Genomic DNA, 17,851 nt, shown 5'->3' with positions numbered 1-17,851 from the left:
TTGGGTGTCGATTGAGTAACAGACCTTGATGTGAGGCAAAATCTCCGCCTCGGGTCGGGCACAAGTCCGGCCTCTCACGCGTTACGTGCGCTGGAGACACCGCAGACACCCAGAGGGGGAGAGCGACATGGCAACGGATTACGACACCCCACGCAAGACCGACGACGACGTCGACTCGGACAGCCTTGAAGAGCTCAAGGCCAGGCGTAATGACAAGTCGACCTCCGCTGTGGACGTCGACGAGTTCGAGGCCGCCGAAGGCCTCGAGCTGCCCGGCGCGGACCTCTCGAACGAGGAGCTGGCCGTCCGGGTGCTGCCGAAGCAGCAGGACGAGTTCACCTGCATGAGCTGCTTCCTGGTGCACCACCGCAGCCAGCTGGCCCGCGAGAAGAACGGTCAGCCGATCTGCCGCGACTGCGACTGAGGCCGGGTCGGCCGTGACCGGCTCGACCCCTCCTTGGAAGCGCCGCTCTTCTTTGCCGGGAGCGGACGAAGGGCCGCCCGGCGGCCCTCACGGCGCGCGTGACGACGAGCGGGGCCCATCCGGTGCGACACCGGGTACGAAAGGGCCCACAGGATCGGCCTCGCTCGAATCGGCGGCCGGCCGGGTTGACCTCCCGGCCTCGCCGCGGGCACGTGTGCCCGGCGCCAGACGGGCCGGGGCGATCCGCGACAAGGCCAGGGAAGGCATTCGCAAGGGCGGCAGCGCCGCCAGGGCGGGCCTGGCGTATGTCGCGGACCGGATCATCGAGATCGCCCCGCGGATCCCCGTACGGGACCTCGCGGCGCTCCGCAGGCAGTTCCCGGGCCTGGGACCCGAGCAGCTCGCTGACAAGCTCGTGGCGGGTGCAGCGGCCGCCACCTCGACGGTCGGCGCGGGGATCGGAGCGGCGGCGATGCTGCCCGTACCGCCCGCGATGCCGACGGAACTGGCCGCCGAGATCACCGGGGTCGCGGCGATCGAGCTGAAACTGATCGCCGAACTCCACGAGGTCTACGGCGTACGCCCGCCCGGCAACCTCAAGCAGCGCAGCACCGCGTATCTCAACTCCTGGTCGGGAGAGCGCGGGATCGACGTGACCAAGCCGTCGACCGTGAGCTCCGCGCTGAACGGCCCCATGAAGCGCGAACTACGCCAGCAGATCATGAAACGCATGGTCCGCGACCTGCCGAACCTCATGCCCTTCATGGTGGGAGCCGCCGTGGGGGCGGTCATGAACCGCCGGGACACCAAGAAGCTCGCGGCGCGGATCCGCAAGGACCTGAGAAAGCTCCAGGTGCCCTGGGACGCACTCCCCGAACTCCCGCCTCTGGAAGCCCCGGAGCGGCCGCTTGAGCTGGGGGACGGCTCAGCGGGCTGAGCGGGGTTACGCCACGGCCTCCCTGGCCGTCCTCAGCGCCTGGGCCAGGCGCTCCGGCTCCCGCGTCGACAGGTACAGATACGGCGTCGGGTCCTCGGGGTCGGTGACCTCCACGCGCAGCGCCGTGGGGATGTAGGCGCGCAGCAGGAGGAAGGCGCGGGTGTCGGCCTTGTAGGTGCGCCAGGCGCGCGCCTCCTCCGGGTCCAGGACCTCCGCCTCGCCGAGCGCCGTCACCGGGATCTTCGCCTCGCCCGCGATCAGTGAGCCGCCCACCACCCGGATGCGGACCGAGCCGTACGCACTCGCCGCGACCGCCATCGCCGCCGTGCCGCCGACCAGGCCGCCGAGCAGCGGCAGGGTGCCGAAGGGCAGCATGATCAGGGCGAAGGAGACGCCCACCAGGAAGGAGATCAGCCACCACGAGCGGGGGGCGGTGAGGCGTTCTTCGTAAGGGGTGGCCGAGAGCTGCATGCAGCCAAGCTTGGCATGGTGTCCGGATTCGGTGGACGCGCGGGTAAGGTCTGCGGCTGTGAGTGGTACTTCCCCAGCTCTTCAGCCTCCCGCCGACGCGGTGAAACCGGTGCGGCACCCTGATGCTCCCGCGCCCGGTGAGCTGCTCGGTGCCCACTACGAACAGTGTTTCGGATGCGGCGGCGGGCAGCCCCATGGACTGCACCTGGAGGCACGGGCCGGCGAAGGCGTCACGATCACCGCGGAGTTCACCGTCCGGCCCGCTCACCAGGGGGCGCCCGGACTGGCTCACGGCGGGGTGCTGGCCACCGCCCTGGACGAGACCCTCGGCTCACTGAACTGGCTGCTCAGGACGATCGCCGTGACCGGGCGCCTGGAGACGGACTTCGTGCGGCCCGTTCCGGTCGGGACGGTGCTGTATCTGGAGGCCGAGGTCACGGCGGTGGCGGGCCGCAAGATCTACTCGTCCGCCTCCGGACGCATCGGTGGTCCGGGCGGGCCCGTGGCCCTGCGCGCCGACGCGCTGTTCATCGAGGTGAAGGTCGACCACTTCATCGACAACGGCCGCCCGGAAGAGATCCGGGCCGCCATGAACGACCCGGACCAGATCCGGCGCTCCCGTGCCTTCGAGGTGAACCCGTGAGCCGTGACCCCGTGAACGTACTGATCCGGCGCGTCGATCCCGACGTACCGCTTCCGTCGTACGCACATCCCGGTGACGCGGGCGCCGATCTGCGTACCACCGAGGCGTGTGAACTGAAGCCGGGTGAGCGGGCCGTGCTGCCCACAGGGGTGTCGATCGCGCTCCCGGAGGGGTACGCGGCCTTCGTGCACCCGCGGTCCGGGCTCGCCGCCCGCTGCGGTGTCGCCCTGGTGAATGCCCCGGGGACGGTTGATGCCGGGTACCGTGGAGAGATCAAGGTGATCCTGGTGAATCTCGACCCGCGCGAGGCCGTGCGGTTCGAGCGCTTCGACCGGATTGCCCAACTGGTCGTCCAGCAGGTCGAGAGGGTCCGCTTCCGGGAGGTCGCGGAGCTTCCCGGCTCGGCGCGGGCCGAAGGGGGCTTCGGGTCCACCGGAGGTCATGCCGCGGTGGCCGGGACGAGCAGCGCAAACGGTCAGGCCGCCATGGGCGGCACTACGGGTGGGAATCGATACGCTTCGGTCGTATCCGACCGGGAAGGACAGTGACGTGTTCGGACGTCGCAACAAGAAGGGTGCCGCCGAGGACGCGGCCGGCGAGGCCGAGCAGGTCGTCGACAGTGTCGACACTGAGGCGGACGACGAAGAGCGCGAGCGTGTGAGGCTCGAGCCCGAGCCGCGGCCGGACGGGCCGTGGGACGACTCGGAGGTGCGCGACCCGGCCGAGGGCCGCGTGGACCTGGGCGGGCTGTTCGTGCCCGGGGTCGACGGCATGGAGCTGCGGGTCGAGGTCGCGGGCGACGCGATCGTCGCGGCGACCGTCGTGCTGCGCGACAGCGCCATCCAGCTGCAGGCCTTCGCAGCTCCCAAGCGCGAGGGCATCTGGGGCGAGGTGCGCGAGGAGATCGGCTCGGGCATCACCCAGCAGGGTGGCATCATCGACGAGGTCGAGGGCCCGCTGGGCTGGGAGCTGCGTGCCCAGGTGCCGGTGCAGCTGCCGGACGGCACGGGCGGCTTCCAGGTCGTGCGGTTCGTCGGTGTGGACGGTCCCCGCTGGTTCCTGCGCGGTGTGATCTCCGGCCAGGGCGCGGTGCAGCCGCAGGCGGCCGGTCTGCTCGAGCAGATCTTCCGGGACACGGTCGTGGTCCGCGGCGACGGCCCGATGGCGCCCCGCGACCCGATCGTCCTGAAGCTGCCGAACGACGCCCAGATGGTCCCCGAGGGTATCCAGCAGGAGGAGGGCTCGCGCTTCTCCGGCGGCATGGGGCAGCTGCAGCGCGGACCGGAGATCACCGAGGTCCGCTGAGCGCTCCACAGGCCCCGCACCTCTTCAGTGCGGCTTCGCGGCCGCACTGTTCGAGAGCCGCACCCTTCTGGGTGCGGCTCTTTTGTGCGCGTGACCTCTTGACGGCGTATTGGTCTGTACCTACGGTCTCCGCTCGACGCGTCTGTTCATGAAGGCGCTTAGCGTTCACATACGAGAACGGATGCCCCCATGTGCCGTACCGCACTCCTCGTAACCGCCTCCGCGCTTGTCGTGTGCATGATCACATGGCCCGCGGCCCGCCGTGCCGACGCCGCCCCCACCGGCTTCGTGCACCCCGGAGTCACCGTCTCCAAGGCGCAGTTGGACTTCGCGCGCACCAAGGTGAACGCGGGCGCCCAGCCCTGGAAGGGCGCCTTCGACCAGATGATGGCGAGCAACTACGCCGACCTGAACCGCACGCCGAAACCCCGTGCCACCGTCGAATGCGGCTCCTACTCCAACCCCGACCACGGCTGCACGGACGAGCGCCAGGACGCGATCGCCGCGTACACGGACGCACTCGCCTGGTACATCACCCGCGACGACCGGTACGCGAAGAAGTCGATCGAGCTGATGGACGCCTGGTCCGCCGTGATCAAGGAGCACACCAACAGCAACGCGCCCCTGCAGACCGGCTGGGCGGGCTCCTCCTGGCCGAAGGCCGCCGAGATCATCAAGTACACGTACACCGGCGGCTGGGCGAACTCCGGCCGCTTCGCGAGCATGCTCCGCAACGTCTACCTCCCCGAGATCATCAACGGCTCCGACTCCAACGGCAACTGGGAGCTGTCGATGATGGAGGCGGCAGTCGGCATCTCCGTCTTCCTCGAGGACAAGGCGTCGTACGACAAGGCCATGGCGAGGTTCCGGACCCGTACCGCCGCGTACGTCTATCTCTCCTCGGACGGCGCTCTGCCGAAGACCGTGCCCGACCAGAACCTCGACACCAAGGCGAAGATCGTCAGCTACTGGCAGGGACAGTCCACCTTCGTCACCGGGCTCACCCAGGAGACCTGCCGCGACCTCACCCATACGGGATACGGCATCTCCGCGATCTCGCACGTCGCCGAGACCAGCCGGATCCAGGGCCAGGACCTGTACGGCTCCGATGTCGGCGAACGGCTGCGGCAGGCGCTCGGGTTCCAGGCCAAGTACCAGCTGGGCGCCGCCGTCCCGAGCCGGCTGTGCGGCGGCTCGCTGAAGCTCGGGCTCGGGCCCGTCACCGAGGTCGGTTACAACGCCCTGCACAACCGCCTCGGCATCGCGATGAGCGACACCCGGACGCTGACCGAACAGCAGCGGCCGGCCGGCACCAACGGTCTCTTCGTCGCCTGGGAGACCCTCACCCACGGGGACAATCCGAGCTGACCGACGTTCGAGGGAGCCACGGAGGGGCCGCCGGGCACGCCCTGCGCGGTGTCTCCTCCTCGACATCGACGGCGGACTCGACGTCGGCGAGGACGGACTTCTGGCCTCGCGGCGCGACCGCGTGTGACTGCGCCGGGCCGAGGTGCGCGAGCGCGACGAGCGCGTCGCCCTCGCCTGCGCCCCTGCTGGATCCCGCCGACCGGGTGCTGGAGCTGCGCGGCGTCAGAGTTCCGTCAAAGACGGCTCCGCTGCCGCTGACGGGACCTTTTGTCGCGATTGCTGGCCGTAAGGTCGACGCTGCGTGGGCAGCAGTGACCGGAAGACAATGGGGCCATGGGACGCGGCAAGCTTCGGATCTACCTCGGTGCGGCACCGGGCGTCGGCAAGACGTACGCGATGCTCTCCGAGGCGCACCGGCGGGTGGAGCGGGGGACCGACTGCGTGGTGGCCTTCGTGGAGCACCACGGGCGGCCGCGCACCGAAGTGATGCTGCACGGCCTGGAGCAGGTGGCCCGCAAGGAGCTGGCGTACCGGGACACGACGTTCACCGAGATGGACGTCGACGCCGTCCTCGCCCGCAGCCCCGAGGTGGCCCTGGTGGACGAACTCGCCCACACCAATGTCCCCGGCTCCCGCAACGCCAAACGCTGGCAGGACGTCGAGGAACTGCTTGCGGCCGGCATCGACGTCGTCTCGACCGTCAACATCCAGCACCTGGAGTCGCTCGGCGACGTCGTCGAGTCGATCACCGGCGTACGGCAGCGGGAGACCGTGCCGGACGAGGTGGTGCGGCGCGCGGACCAGATAGAGCTCGTCGACATGTCGCCGGAGGCGCTCCGCCGCCGTATGGCGCACGGCAACATCTACCAGCCCGACAAGGTCGATGCTGCCCTGTCGAACTACTTCCGGCCCGGCAACCTGACCGCCCTGCGGGAGCTGGCCCTGCTGTGGGTGGCGGACCGGGTCGACGAGTATCTGAAGCAGTACCGCAGCGACCACCGGGTGTCGAAGATATGGGGCTCGCGGGAGCGGATCGTGGTCGGTCTGACCGGCGGACCCGAGGGCCGCACCCTCATCCGGCGGGCCGCGCGACTCGCCGAGAAGGGCGCGGGCGGCGAGGTGCTGGCCGTCTACATAGCCAGCAGCGACGGGCTGACGGCCGCCTCGCCGAAGGAACTGGCCGTGCAGCGCACCCTCGTGGAGGACCTCGGTGGCACCTTCCACCACGTGGTCGGCGACGACGTACCGGCGGCGCTGCTCGCCTTCGCACGCGGGGCCAACGCGACCCAGATAGTGCTCGGTGTCTCACGGCGCAAGAGCTGGCAGTACGTCTTCGGGCCGGGCGTCGGCGCGACGGTAGCCCGCGACTCGGGGCCCGACCTCGACGTCCACCTGATCACGCACGACGAGGCGGGCAAGGGCCGCGGGCTGCCGGTGGCCCGGGGGGCGCGGCTGGGCCGGTCGCGGATCATCGCGGGCTGGCTGGTCGGCGTGCTCGGCCCCGCCGTCCTCGCGGTGCTCCTGAACACCGTCCATCTGGGACTCGCCAACGACATGCTGCTGTTCCTGGCGGTGACGGTCGCGGCGGCGCTGGTCGGCGGCCTGCTGCCCGCGCTGGCCTCGGCCGCGGTCGGCTCGCTGCTGCTGAACTACTTCTACACACCACCCCTGCACCGTTGGACCATCGCCGACCCGAAGAACATCGTCGCCATCGTGATCTTCGTGGGCGTCGGCGTCTCGGTGGCCTCGGTGGTCGATCTCGCCACCCGGCGCACCCACCAGGCGGCCCGGTTGCGTGCCGAGTCGGAGATCCTGTCGTTCCTCGCGGGCAACGTGCTGCGCGGCGAGACCGGCCTGGAGGAACTCCTCGAACGGGTCCGTGAGACCTTCGGCATGGAGTCGGCGGCCCTGCTGGAGCGGGCCGGCGACCACGACCCGTGGACCTGCGCGGGCCGCGCGGGCCTCGGCCCCGCGGTGCAGCGGCCGGACGAGGCGGACGTCGACGTACCGGCCGGGGACCACATGGCGCTGGCGCTGACCGGGCGGGTGCTGCCCGCCGAGGACCGCCGGGTGCTGGCCGCGTTCGCCGCCCAGGCGGCCGTCGTACTGGACCGCAGGCGCCTCCAGGAGGAGGCCGAACAGGCCCGGACGCTGGCCGAGGGCAACCGGATCCGGACGGCCCTGCTGGCCGCCGTCAGCCATGACCTCCGTACCCCGCTGGCCGGGATCAAGGCGGCCGTGTCGTCCTTGCGCTCGGACGACGTGGCGTGGTCCGAGGAGGACCAGGCGGAACTGCTGGAGGGCATCGAGGAGGGCGCCGACCGGCTCGACCACCTGGTGGGCAACCTCCTCGACATGTCCCGTCTGCAGACCGGCACGGTCACCCCGCTGATCCGCGAGGTCGACCTCGACGAGGTCGTACCGATGGCACTGGTCGGGGTGCCCGAGGACAGCGTCGAGCTGGACGTGCCGGAGACCCTGCCCATGGTCGACGTGGACCCGGGCCTGCTGGAGCGGTCGGTGGCCAACCTGGTCGAGAACGCCGTCAAGTACAGCCCGCCGGACCAGGCGGTACTGGTTGCCGCCAGCGCCATCGCCGACCGGGTCGAGGTGCGCGTGGTCGACCGCGGACCCGGCGTCCCCGACGACGCCAAGGAGCGCATCTTCGAGCCCTTCCAGCGCTACGGCGACGCCCCGCGCGGGGCCGGCGTGGGCCTCGGCCTCGCCGTGGCGCGCGGCTTCGCCGAGGCCATGGGCGGCACCCTCAACGCCGAGGACACACCCGGCGGCGGCCTCAGCATGGTCCTCACCCTGCGCGCGGCAGGATCGCGCGCGCCCGAGCTTCTCCACCCGGCGGAACCCGAAAGGCAGGCCACATGACCCGTGTGCTGGTCATCGATGACGAGCCGCAGATCGTGCGCGCCCTCGTGATCAACCTCAAGGCGCGCAAGTACGAGGTCGACGCGGCCCACGACGGCGCGACCGCCCTGCAGCTCGCCGCGGCCCGCCACCCCGACGTGGTCGTTCTCGACCTGGGCCTGCCCGACATGGACGGCGTCGAGGTGATCCGCGGGCTGCGCGGCTGGACCCGCGTGCCGATCCTGGTGCTGTCCGCCCGGCACACCTCCGACGAGAAGGTCGAGGCCCTCGACGCCGGTGCCGACGACTACGTCACCAAGCCCTTCGGCATGGACGAACTGCTCGCCCGGCTGCGGGCCGCCGTCCGGCGCGCCGAGCCGGTCGGCGTCGGCGAGGACGACGTGACCACCGTGGAGACCGAAGGGTTCACCGTCGACCTCGCCGCGAAGAAGGTCAACCGGGGCGGCAAGGACGTACGGCTCACGCCCACCGAGTGGCATCTGCTGGAGGTGCTGGTGCGCAACACGGGCCGGCTGGTGAGCCAGAAGCAGCTCCTCCAGGAAGTGTGGGGTCCGTCATACGGGACCGAGACGAACTACCTGAGGGTGTACATGGCCCAGCTGCGCAGGAAGCTGGAGGCGGATCCGTCGCACCCTGAGCACTTCATCACTGAGCCTGGGATGGGGTACCGGTTCGAGAGGTGAGGGGCGTCGGTTCGGGCACCGGGGTCGGGGGTACGTAGCTGTCAGTGCACCCCGGTACGCTTCAGATATGAGTGCTGTTCCTCAATCCGAAAAGCCGGTGGGCCGGATCCGGCGCATGCTCGACCGGCTTTCCTCTTCGCAGGAGGACCTGGAGTCCGAGGAGCTGCGGGAGGACACCGAGACCGCCGGATGCACCCGGATCGGTGACTGTCACGACCGACAGATCGTCACGGTTACTGGTACCTTGCGCACGGTCACCCTGCGGCCGCGTGCGGGCGTCCCGGCCCTGGAGGCCGAGCTGTTCGACGGCTCCGCCGCCCTGGACGTGGTGTGGCTCGGCAGGCGCTCCATCGTGGGCATAGAACCGGGGCGCAGGCTGATCGCATCGGGCCGCGTCTCGCTCAGCCGGGGCCGCCGGGTGCTGTTCAATCCGAAGTACGAACTGAGACCCCTCGGACGGGAGTAGCCGGTGACGTCGCTCGACAAGCCGACCGAAGACACTCAAGCCGACGACGCCCGGGCGGTGACCGAGGCCGCCCTGTTCGAAGCGTTCGGCGGAGTGCGGGGCATGGTCGAGACGGTGCTGCCCGGCCTCCTCTTCGTCACCATCTTCACGATCAACAAGGACCTGCACTGGTCGGCCATCGCCGCCCTCGCGGTGTCCCTGCTGCTCGTGGTGGTCCGCCTGGTCATGCGGGACACCGTCAAGCACGCGTTCAGCGGTGTCTTCGGTGTCGCCTTCGGTGTCGTCTTCGCGATGATGACGGGCAACGCCAAGGACTTCTACCTCCCCGGCATGCTCTACACGCTGGGCCTGGCGCTGGCGTACATCGTCACGACCCTGTGCGGGGTGCCGCTGCTCGGGCTGATCCTCGGGCCGGTGTTCAAGGAGAACCTCTCCTGGCGGACGCGCAATCCGGGGCGCAAGAAGGCGTATGCCAAGGCCAGTTGGGCCTGGGGCCTCATTCTGCTCGCCAAGTGCGCGATTCTCTTCCCGCTGTACTGGTGGGCGAACACGGCGCAGTTGGGCTGGGTTCTGGTCGCGCTGAAGATCCCGCCGTTCCTGCTGGCCGTCTGGCTCACCTGGGTGTTCCTGGCGAAGGCACCCGCGCCGATCGACGTGTTCGCGGAGATGGAGGCGCAGGAGCAGGCCGAGAAGGAGCGGGCCGCTGCCGATTCCGCTGCCGCGGGGGCTGAGGCGAGTGGCGGGCGGCACCGTCGGGAGGCATAGTCCCTGGGGGCTGCGCCCCCAGACCCCCGCTTTCGGCCTGACGGCCTCGTCCTCGAACGCCGGACGGGCTGAAAGACTCGAACGCCGGACGGGCTGAAAACAACAAAACGAAGGGCGCCCCTGGGTTCAGGGGCGCCCTTCGCCGTACCGGACATTCGATCAGCTCGCCGTGTCCTCGCGCCGCACCGAGAGCAGATCCTCCAGCTGCTCCTCACGGGCCTGGGCGGCGACGAACAGGAGCTCGTCGCCCGGCTCCAGGGAGTCGTCGCGGGACGGGGTGAGGACTCTGGTGCCGCGGATGATGGTGACCAGGGACGTGTCCTCGGGCCATTCGACGTCGCCGACCTGGGTGCCGGCCAGGGCCGACTCCTCCGGCAGCGTCAGCTCCACCAGGTTCGCGTCGCCGTGGCTGAAGCGGAGGAGGCGGACCAGGTCGCCGACCGAGACCGCTTCCTCGACCAGGGCCGACATCAGACGGGGGGTCGAGACCGCCACGTCGACGCCCCAGGACTCGTTGAAGAGCCATTCGTTCTTGGGGTTGTTGACGCGGGCCACGACACGCGGGACGCCGTACTCCGTCTTGGCGAGGAGCGAGACGACCAGGTTCACCTTGTCGTCGCCCGTCGCGGCGATGACCACGTTGCAGCGCTGGAGCGCCGCCTCGTCCAGCGAAGTGATCTCGCAGGCGTCGGCCAGCAGCCACTCCGCCTGTGGGACGCGCTCGACCGAGATGGCGGTCGGCGCCTTGTCGACGAGCAGGACCTCGTGGCCGTTCTCCAGCAGTTCGCCCGCGATCGAACGGCCGACCGCGCCGGCACCGGCAATGGCGACCCTCATCAGTGACCGCTCCCCTCTTCGGGACCCTTGGCGAAGGACGCCTCGACCTTGTCGACCTCGTCCGTGCGCATCATGACGTGCACGAGGTCGCCCTCCTGCAGCACCGTCTGCGAGGTGGGCAGGATCGCCTCGCCGAGGCGGGTCAGGAACGCCACGCGGATGCCCGTCTCCTCCTGCAGCGTGCTGATCTTGTGGCCGACCCAGGCGGCGGAGGCGTGCACCTCGGCGAGCTGCACACCGCCGGTGGGGTCGCGCCACAGCGGCTCGGCGCCCGAGGGGAGCAGCCGGCGCAGCATCTGGTCGGCCGTCCAGCGGACGGTGGCCACGGTCGGGATGCCCAGGCGCTGGTAGACCTCCGCACGGCGGGGGTCGTAGATCCGGGCCGCGACGTTCTCCACACCGAACATCTCGCGGGCGACGCGCGCCGCGATGATGTTGGAGTTGTCCCCGCTGGAGACGGCGGCGAAGGCGCCGGCCTCCTCGATTCCGGCCTCGCGCAGGGTGTCCTGGTCGAAGCCGATCCCGGTGACCCTACGGCCGCCGAATCCGGGCCCGAGGCGGCGGAAGGCCGTGGGGTCCTGGTCGATCACTGCGACCGTGTGCCCCTGTTGCTCCAGGGTCTGGGCAAGCGCGGAACCCACTCTTCCGCAGCCCATGATGACGATGTGCACGACCGTCCTTCCGGTGTCAAGAGTTACTGCTCAGCCACATCAGGGTCTCAGACAGACGCCCAAGCTACACACGCGCGGTAGGACGTCGGCACCCCTGTGCACGGTTGCCGTGCCGAGTGGGACCTCAGCGACGGCTGATGCTGCGGACGCTGGCAAGAGTCAGGATTCCGAGGCCGACGAGGGCCGCCGCGGCGCCGATCAGCTCTGCGGTGGCATGCATGGAACCTCCAAGGGACGGCAACTGGGGCGGTGATTGTCATATAGGCACGAGGGTGTGGCGGCCTGCGGAATCCGTCGCCGGAGCCCCCTTGGTTTTCACTCGGAGGGCAGATGGGTGGGGGAGGGTGGTTGGGTGCCCGTTCGAACGCCTACGATTACCTGTTGTGTCCAAACTGACCGACGTGCCCAAACGGATCCTGATCGGGCGCGCACTGCGCAGTGACCGGCTGGGCGAAACGCTCCTGCCGAAGCGCATTGCCCTCCCCGTCTTCGCCTCCGACCCGTTGTCCTCCGTGGCCTACGCCCCGGGAGAGGTGCTGCTGGTCCTGTCCATCGCGGGCGTGTCGGCGTACCACTTCAGCCCCTGGATCGCCCTCGCGGTGGTCGTGCTGATGTTCACCGTGGTCGCTTCCTACCGGCAGAACGTGCATGCCTACCCCAGCGGCGGCGGCGACTACGAGGTCGCGACCACCAACCTGGGTGCCAAGGCGGGCCTGACCGTGGCCAGCGCCCTGCTCGTCGACTACGTCCTCACCGTCGCCGTGTCGATCGCGTCCGGCATCGAGAACCTCGGCTCCGCCGTCCCGTTCGTGGTCGAGCACAAGGTGCTGTGCGCCGTGTCCGTGATCGTGCTGCTGACGCTGATGAACCTGCGGGGCGTGAAGGAGTCCGGCAAGCTCTTCGCGATCCCGACCTATGTGTTCGTCGGCGGCGTGTTCATCATGATCGCGTGGGGTGCGTTCCGCGGGCTGGTGCTGGGCGACACCATGCGGGCGCCGACGGCGGCGTACACGATCAAGGCCGAGCACCAGGGGCTGGCCGGTTTCGCGCTGGTCTTCCTGATGCTGCGTGCCTTCTCCTCCGGCTGTGCCGCGCTCACCGGTGTCGAGGCGATCTCCAACGGCGTGCCGGCCTTCCGCAAGCCCAAGTCGAAGAACGCGGCGACCACGCTCGCCGCGATGGGTCTGCTCGCCGTCACCATGTTCTGCGGGATCATCGCCCTCGCCCTGACGACCAAGGTCCGTATGGCCGAGAACCCGGCCACCGACCTGCTCAAGCACGGCGTCGCGATCGGCTCCGGCTATGTGCAGAACCCGGTGATCACCCAGGTTGCCGAGGCCGTCTTCGGCAAGGGCAGCTTCCTGTTCGTGGTGCTCGCCGCGGCCACCGCCCTCGTCCTGTTCCTGGCCGCCAACACCGCCTACAACGGCTTCCCGGTGCTCGGCTCGATCCTCGCCCAGGACCGTTATCTGCCCCGCCAGCTGCACACCCGCGGCGACCGCCTGGCGTTCTCGAACGGCATCGTGCTCCTCGCGGGTGCGGCCACCCTGCTGACCGTGATCTACGGCGCCGACTCGACGCGGCTGATCCAGCTGTACATCGTCGGCGTGTTCGTGTCCTTCACGCTCAGCCAGACCGGCATGGTCCGGCACTGGAACCGCCATCTGGCCGTCGAGAAGGACGTCGCCACGCGCCGCCACATGGTGCGCTCCCGCGCGATCAACGCCTTCGGCGCCTTCTTCACCGGCCTGGTGCTGGTCGTCGTCCTGGTCACCAAGTTCACGCACGGCGCCTGGGTCGCCCTGCTCGGCATGGTGATCTTCTACGCGACGATGACCGCGATCCGTAAGCACTACGACGGCGTGGCCGCGGAGATCGCGGCACCCGAGGGCCCGAGCGACGACAGCGTACGGCCCTCCCGCGTCCACTCGGTCGTCCTGATCTCGAAGATCCACCGCCCCACGCTGCGCGCCCTCGCCTACGCCAAGCTGATGCGCTCGGACAGCCTGGAGGCGCTCACCGTCAACGTCGACGCGGCGGAGACGAAGGCGCTGAAGGAGGAGTGGGAGCGGCGCGGCATCGACGTACCGCTGAAGGTGCTCGACTCGCCGTACCGCGAGATCACGCGGCCGATCATCGAGTACGTCAGGAGCCTGCGCAAGGAGTCGCCGCGGGACGCGGTGTCCGTGATCATCCCCGAGTACGTGGTCGGCCACTGGTACGAGCATCTGCTGCACAACCAGAGCGCGCTCAGGCTCAAGGGCCGGCTGCTGTTCACGCCGGGCATCATGGTGACGTCCGTGCCGTACCAGCTGCAGTCCTCGGAGGCGGCGAAGAGCAGGGCCCGCAAGCGGCAGGAGTGGAACGCGCCGGGCTCGGTGCGGCGCGGTCCGGCCCAGGAGGGCCGGCCGAAGGAGCCCTCGGGCTCCCAGAACTGACCCACGTCGGTCAACGGCCGGACGACACCCACGTAGACTGGTGGGCTGTTGTCCGGCCGTTTCCCTTTCGATGTTGTGGAGTCACCCCGCCATGCAGGCAGAACCGAAGAAGTCGCTGGTCGGGGAGGAGTACGAGGTCGAGATCGGCCCCGTCGCCCACGGCGGGCACTGCATCGCCCGTACCGCCGACGGCCAGGTGCTGTTCGTCCGGCACACGCTGCCCGGTGAGCGGGTCGTGGCGCGGGTCACGGAGGGCGAGGAGGGGGCCCGTTTCCTGCGCGCGGACGCGGTCCAGGTCCTTACGGCCTCCAAGGACCGCATCGAGGCGCCCTGCCCCTACGCCGGTCCCGGCCGCTGCGGTGGCTGCGACTGGCAGCACGCCAAGCCGGGCGCTCAGCGGCGGTTGAAGGGCGAGGTGCTCGCCGAGCAGCTGCAGCGGCTCGCGGGCCTCACGCCCGAGGAGGCCGGCTGGGACGGCACGGTGATGCCGGCCGAGGGCGACAAGCTGCCCGCGGGTGAGGTGCCTGCGTGGCGGACGCGTGTGCAGTACGCGGTGGACGCCGACGGCCGGGCCGGTCTGCGGCGGCACCGCTCGCACGAGGTCGAGGCGATCGACCACTGCATGATCGCGGCCGAGGGTGTCAGCGAGCTGGGCATCGAGAAGCGCGACTGGGTGGGCATGGCGTCGATCGACGCCATCGCGGCGACGGGCTCGCAGGACCGGCAGGTGATCCTCACACCGAAGCCGGGCGCCCGCCTGCCGATCGTCGAGCTGGACAAGCCGGTGTCCGTGATGCGGGTGGAGGAGAAGGACGGTGGGGTGCACCGCGTCCACGGCCGTCCCTTCGTCCGAGAGCGCGCGGACGGCCGAACGCACCGGGTCGGCAGCGGCGGCTTCTGGCAGGTCCACCCGAAGGCCGCCGACACCCTGGTGACCGCGGTCATGCAGGGCCTGCTGCCGCGCAAGGGCGAGATGGCGCTCGACCTGTACTGCGGCGTGGGCCTGTTCGCGGGCGCCCTGGCGGACCGGCTCGGCGACAAGGGCGCGGTGCTCGGCATCGAGTCCGGCAAGCGGGCCGTCGAGGACGCCCGGCACAACCTCGCCGACTTCGAGCGGGTGCGGATCGAACAGGGCAAGGTCGAAGCCGTACTGCCGCGCACCGGAATCACCGAGGTCGACCTCATCGTCCTCGACCCCCCGCGCGCGGGCGCCGGCCGCCGGACGGTGGCCCACCTGTCCTCGCTGGGCGCCCGCCGGATCGCCTACGTGGCTTGCGACCCGGCGGCGCTGGCGCGGGACCTGGGGTATTTCCGGGACGGGGGGTACCGGGTGCGGATGCTGCGGGCGTTCGATCTGTTTCCGATGACCCACCACGTTGAGTGTGTCGCGATCCTTGAGCCTGCGACAAAGGGTTCCTGACCTGCTGTTTCAGCGGGTGTGCGTTATATGTGCTGTGGGCGTTACGGGCGTTCCCACAGGGACCGGATGACCGTCCGTCACCTGCAAAAAACAGGCGCCTGACGGCCCATCAGAACGTGCGCCGAGCATGCGCCAAGATAAAGGGGCGGGGGCCATACGGGCTCCAGCCGTGGAGGAATGGCTCCAGGTCTGCGGGTCTGGGCTTGGGGGGCGCGGGGAGTTTCGGGGCTGCGCTGGTCTCGGTGAGGCGCTGGAGATGCTCGTCTGCGAACCTCATGCCTCCTCGGCGCCGCGGGCCGGCATTGAGTCGTACCGGCTGCGCAGGCGGGCCTTGAGGATCTTGCCGGTGGCGTTGCGGGGCAGGGCGTCGACGAGGACGACCGACTTGGGGAGCTTGTACTTGGCGAGTCGGCCGGACAGGGAGTCCATGATGTCGTCGGGCGACACGTCGGAGCCCGCGCGGGGCACGACCAGCGCTCTGCCCACTTCGCCCCATCGTTCGTCGGGTACGCCGATCACCGCGCATCCCTCCTCGTCGACGGTGGCCGCGTCCCCGGAGCGGAACCAACTTCCTTCGACGAAGGCGTCCTTGGTCGCTTCGGGCCACTGCCAGTAGCCCTTCATCACGTTGAGGCCCTCGATGATCACCTCGCCCGACCTCGCCCGACCTCGCCCGGTGCGACATCGGTGCGGTCGGCCCAGGGCGCGGTGACGGCATTGCTGCCGTTCCGTTTCCCTGGACCGCCGAGCCGAACCGGACGTGCGGTTGGCCACGCATCCGGCTTTCCACGTGTCCTGCCCAGTGGTCAGCCTTCGTCGGCTGCCGTTTCGATGGTCTTCGGAGTTGGAATCCTGGCTCCGCGGTAGCGGTAGTGGTAGCGGTAGCGTTCGATCATGACGCTGGATGCGCCGAGGCACACAGGGCCGCCATCGGCGAACCTCCATCCCTGGTCACAGAATCTCCTCAACTGGCTGCTGGGGACGCCGTGTTTGCGGCGGAGCCAGATCGCAACGCGGTGCCGCTAGCCGCCGCCCTCCAACTCATCGCCTCTGACGAGGCGCTGGGCCTGACCCCTGAGCAGCAGACGTACATGTGGGAACGTGCCGCCGAACTCGACCTCGCCGTGGTCAAAGACGTCACTGGCGCCGACACCATGCCGGCAGAGGTTCGTCGCGCTGCACTGCGCCCGCGTAGTCGAGCGTGGCCTCCGTCCCCTTCGCCTTGACGTGCTCCTCGGCGGGGCTGGGATTCCGGGCAGATCAGGCTGGCCAGGACACTGACAGGGCTCCTTGAGAATGGCTCTGCCCACAATTCCGGATGCCGTCGGTGATCTCATCGACACGTGTCTCCACTGGACGTCCTGCGGCGTAGCGGCTGCCTCATCCGCACGCCACGCAGCCGCGGGCCACCGCGCATACGCCGGGCGAGGGGGCCAGACGCCGGGGAGCGACTGTCAGGGCTCCGGCACTCCCGATCAGGTACGACGGCTTGTCGCGCGTCCCCCAATTTGATTGGGTACGGCGCGCCGGATACGCGAGGGGCGCGATCGGCGGGAGGGAACGGGCAGCGTGCAGCCTACGGCGCAGCAGGACATCCAGGGGCCACTGCCCCAAGGGCTCGCAGGAGCGATACGGCAGACTGCCGCTGACATCGCCAGACTGTTGAAAGACGCCTCCGACACGACCGTTCCCGTGCCGGATTCGCAGTGGACGGTCGGTGAGGCCGCCGCCCATCTGGCACTGGCCAACGAGCTGATGGCCGACCTCGCCTCCGGACACGCACGCCCCTACGGCGACGGCACGCCGCAGAGTCTGGCCGCCGCCAACGCACAGTCCCTCACCGTGTTCGCAGAGCGCCGGGCACAGCCGCTGGCGTCGTTGATCGCCGAGCAGGCCGCCGCGTTCCTCGACGCCGCGGATCGAGCCGCGAGCGACGAGAGCGCACCCGCACTCGTCACGCCGCTGGGTCCCATGGACCGGCACGTTCTCGCGTCCTACCTGCTCACACACATGCTGGGCCACGGCTACGACCTCGCTCGCGCCCTGAACCGCCCGCACATGATCGACCGCGACCGTGTCGGGCTGTGCATGCCGTTCATGCTCTCGGTCATGCCACGCGTCGTCGACACGGCGGCCATCGCCGGCCTGACCGTCCGCTACGCCATCCGCCTCCGGGGCGGCACGGCGTTCGGCGTCAGCCTGGACGACGGCGCCGTGCACGTGACCCCGGCGCCCCCAAGACGTCCCGACTGCACCATCCTGATCGAGCCCGTGGCCTTCCTCCTCATCGCGCTGGGCCGCCGCAACCCGTGGCGGGCCATCGGGCGGGGACAGGTCGTTGCCTGGGGACGCAAACCCTGGCTCGCGCCCCGCTTCCCGACGCTGTTCACCGCGCCCTGATCCGCCACCGGGCAGCTGCTCGCTCGTACACCCCGTACACAATGTCCGGTGCTAGCGTCCCTGCTGGAGCCGCAAGCCGCGTGTCTTCCCGGACGAGCTGTGCGACGTACCCGGCCCGCCAAGACGACGCACTTCGGGAGGCA

16 protein-coding genes, 1 pseudogene and 1 riboswitch are annotated in these 17,851 nt (G+C 69.9%); of the genes and pseudogenes, 13 read left to right on the top strand and 4 right to left on the bottom strand.

All coding sequences use genetic code 11. The features are described 5' to 3' along the window. Positions 1–127 precede the first annotated feature (127 nt). Both AB0N07_RS21680 and AB0N07_RS21675 read left to right on the top strand, forming a co-directional pair. Complete coding sequence (locus tag AB0N07_RS21680) at positions 128–424, top strand: DUF4193 domain-containing protein (RefSeq protein WP_005481602.1); 297 nt, start codon at positions 128–130, stop codon at positions 422–424. 13 nt (positions 425–437) lie between these two features. After that, complete coding sequence (locus AB0N07_RS21675; RefSeq protein WP_365837369.1) at positions 438–1,361, top strand: hypothetical protein; 924 nt, start codon at positions 438–440, stop codon at positions 1,359–1,361. A 6-nt stretch (positions 1,362–1,367) separates the two neighbouring features. Here the strand turns inward: AB0N07_RS21675 and AB0N07_RS21670 are convergent, their stop codons facing one another. Further along, complete coding sequence (locus tag AB0N07_RS21670) at positions 1,368–1,832, bottom strand: DUF3093 domain-containing protein (protein ID WP_365837367.1); 465 nt, start codon at positions 1,830–1,832, stop codon at positions 1,368–1,370. 58 nt (positions 1,833–1,890) lie between these two features. On the opposite strand from AB0N07_RS21670, the gene AB0N07_RS21665 reads away from it, so the two are divergent. From AB0N07_RS21665 to AB0N07_RS21630, 8 genes are all read left to right on the top strand, one after another. Then, the gene (locus tag AB0N07_RS21665) at positions 1,891–2,475 is read left to right on the top strand and encodes a PaaI family thioesterase (protein WP_365837365.1); all 585 of its coding nucleotides are present in this window, start codon (positions 1,891–1,893) and stop codon (positions 2,473–2,475) included. Continuing rightward, positions 2,472–3,023, top strand: coding sequence for a dUTP diphosphatase (gene dut, locus AB0N07_RS21660; RefSeq protein ID WP_365837363.1), 552 nt, complete (start codon positions 2,472–2,474; stop codon positions 3,021–3,023). The genes AB0N07_RS21665 and dut overlap by 4 nt, the downstream gene beginning before the upstream one ends. A gap of 1 nt (position 3,024) precedes the next feature. Further along, positions 3,025–3,780 carry a DUF3710 domain-containing protein gene (locus AB0N07_RS21655; RefSeq protein ID WP_365837361.1) on the top strand — a complete coding sequence of 252 codons (756 nt, stop codon included), beginning with the start codon at positions 3,025–3,027 and terminating at the stop codon, positions 3,778–3,780. 189 nt (positions 3,781–3,969) lie between these two features. Continuing rightward, positions 3,970–5,148 (top strand): alginate lyase family protein, encoded by a 1,179-nt coding sequence (locus AB0N07_RS21650; protein WP_365837359.1) that lies wholly within the window; start codon positions 3,970–3,972, stop codon positions 5,146–5,148. 333 nt (positions 5,149–5,481) lie between these two features. Then, complete coding sequence (locus AB0N07_RS21645; protein ID WP_365837357.1) at positions 5,482–8,028, top strand: sensor histidine kinase KdpD; 2,547 nt, start codon at positions 5,482–5,484, stop codon at positions 8,026–8,028. Continuing rightward, complete coding sequence (locus AB0N07_RS21640; protein ID WP_365837355.1) at positions 8,025–8,711, top strand: response regulator; 687 nt, start codon at positions 8,025–8,027, stop codon at positions 8,709–8,711. Before AB0N07_RS21645 ends, AB0N07_RS21640 begins: the two co-directional genes overlap by 4 nt. Positions 8,712–8,778: 67 nt before the next feature. Beyond that, positions 8,779–9,177, top strand: coding sequence for an OB-fold nucleic acid binding domain-containing protein (locus AB0N07_RS21635; protein ID WP_115909545.1), 399 nt, complete (start codon positions 8,779–8,781; stop codon positions 9,175–9,177). A gap of 3 nt (positions 9,178–9,180) precedes the next feature. Then, positions 9,181–9,942 carry a DUF3159 domain-containing protein gene (locus AB0N07_RS21630; protein WP_365837353.1) on the top strand — a complete coding sequence of 254 codons (762 nt, stop codon included), beginning with the start codon at positions 9,181–9,183 and terminating at the stop codon, positions 9,940–9,942. A 159-nt stretch (positions 9,943–10,101) separates the two neighbouring features. On the opposite strand, the gene AB0N07_RS21625 is transcribed toward AB0N07_RS21630, so the two are convergent. Beyond that, complete coding sequence (locus tag AB0N07_RS21625) at positions 10,102–10,779, bottom strand: TrkA family potassium uptake protein (protein WP_099931848.1); 678 nt, start codon at positions 10,777–10,779, stop codon at positions 10,102–10,104. After that, positions 10,779–11,450, bottom strand: a complete 672-nt coding sequence (locus AB0N07_RS21620; RefSeq protein ID WP_365837351.1) for a TrkA family potassium uptake protein — start codon at positions 11,448–11,450, stop codon at positions 10,779–10,781. The genes AB0N07_RS21625 and AB0N07_RS21620 overlap by 1 nt, the downstream gene beginning before the upstream one ends. Positions 11,451–11,833: 383 nt before the next feature. On the opposite strand from AB0N07_RS21620, the gene AB0N07_RS21615 reads away from it, so the two are divergent. Further along, complete coding sequence (locus tag AB0N07_RS21615; RefSeq protein ID WP_365837349.1) at positions 11,834–13,888, top strand: APC family permease; 2,055 nt, start codon at positions 11,834–11,836, stop codon at positions 13,886–13,888. A gap of 91 nt (positions 13,889–13,979) precedes the next feature. Continuing rightward, entirely contained in the window at positions 13,980–15,308 is a 1,329-nt protein-coding gene (locus AB0N07_RS21610; RefSeq protein WP_365837347.1) for a TRAM domain-containing protein, read from the top strand. A 273-nt stretch (positions 15,309–15,581) separates the two neighbouring features. On the opposite strand, the pseudogene AB0N07_RS21605 reads toward AB0N07_RS21610, so the two are convergent. Then, a pseudogene (locus AB0N07_RS21605) lies at positions 15,582–16,000 on the bottom strand (p-hydroxycinnamoyl-CoA synthetase); the annotation flags it as partial. 877 nt (positions 16,001–16,877) lie between these two features. Between AB0N07_RS21605 and AB0N07_RS21600 the strand changes: the two are divergent. Next, positions 16,878–17,708: a maleylpyruvate isomerase family mycothiol-dependent enzyme gene (locus AB0N07_RS21600; RefSeq protein ID WP_365837345.1), complete on the top strand. Its 831-nt coding sequence runs from the start codon at positions 16,878–16,880 to the stop codon at positions 17,706–17,708. Positions 17,709–17,771: 63 nt separating this feature from the next. After that, positions 17,772–17,841, top strand: a riboswitch (guanidine-III (ykkC-III) riboswitch). The last annotated feature ends 10 nt before the right edge of the window (positions 17,842–17,851 follow it).

The sequence above is a fragment of the Streptomyces sp. NPDC051172 genome, assembly GCF_040682555.1.
In the GTDB taxonomy this organism is placed as follows: Bacteria; Actinomycetota; Actinomycetes; order Streptomycetales; family Streptomycetaceae; genus Streptomyces.
The sequence above is the reverse complement of the archived record's forward strand: the minus strand, read 5'-3'. Positions and strand labels throughout refer to the sequence as shown.